We start from the raw sequence: 846 nt of genomic DNA, 5'->3' as shown, positions 1-846 counted from the left end.
TTTTTCACCAGTATGTTTTGCCTGAAGATCCGACAATTTATGTAGTGAACACAAATAAAACAGATAAGACACAGGCGCCAGAAGGACACGAGAATATAAAAATATTGCCACACATACCATACATTCAGAATAAGTCATTTAGTGAAGCAGAATATCTGCAATTCCGAGAACGTATATTGAATAAATTAGAGTCTATGGGCTTAAAAGATTTGAGAAGGCACATTGTATATGAAGATATATGGACGCCACATGACATTGAAAATAACTACAATTCTAATAAAGGAGCAATATATGGCGTAGTTTCTAATAAGAGGAAAAATAAAGGTTTCAAGTTTCCTAAAAAAAGTCAGTACTTCAAAAATTTGTACTTTGTAGGTGGTTCTGTAAATCCTGGTGCTGGTATGCCTATGGTCACTTTGAGTGGTATGCAAGTAGCAGAAGCTATTATTAATGGAGAAAGTAGTTGAGGCTGAATGATACTTTATATAATAGCAATAGTATTGACAATACTATCACTAATAAGTGGAATGTGTATGTATGCGCGTCGAGCGATTATAAATAACTCCGGAAAAGAAAGAGGTCATACAGCCGTCAGTGTTATTGTACCTGCTAGAAATGAAGCGAAGAACTTACCTAAATTACTTAACAGTATAAGTAAAGAGCAGGAAATAGAAGTAATTGTTATGGATGATGGTTCAACTGATGAGACACAAGTTGTTGCTAGATATTATGGTGCGAGCGTATATACTGTTGAAAATGATACTACATGGCAAGGTAAGTCACATGCTTGTTGGCAAGGTAGCAAATATGCAACGTATGATTTATTAATGTTTGTTGATGCTGATG

Annotated in this window: 2 protein-coding genes; both read left to right on the top strand. The window is 34.9% G+C overall.

The genetic code is table 11. The annotated features are described in order from the left end of the window. A partial coding sequence (locus EII32_RS11355) for a phytoene desaturase family protein (RefSeq protein ID WP_148096833.1) occupies nt 1-467 on the top strand: 467 nt, incomplete at its 5' end. 6 nt (nt 468-473) lie between these two features. After that, a partial coding sequence (locus EII32_RS11350; RefSeq protein WP_199741431.1) for a glycosyltransferase occupies nt 474-846 on the top strand: 373 nt, incomplete at its 3' end.

Source organism: Prevotella sp. OH937_COT-195 (genome assembly GCF_003932845.1).
Lineage (GTDB): Bacteria > Bacteroidota > Bacteroidia > Bacteroidales > Bacteroidaceae > Prevotella.
Note: the sequence above shows the minus strand (reverse complement) of the source record. Positions and strands in the feature narration are given on the sequence as shown.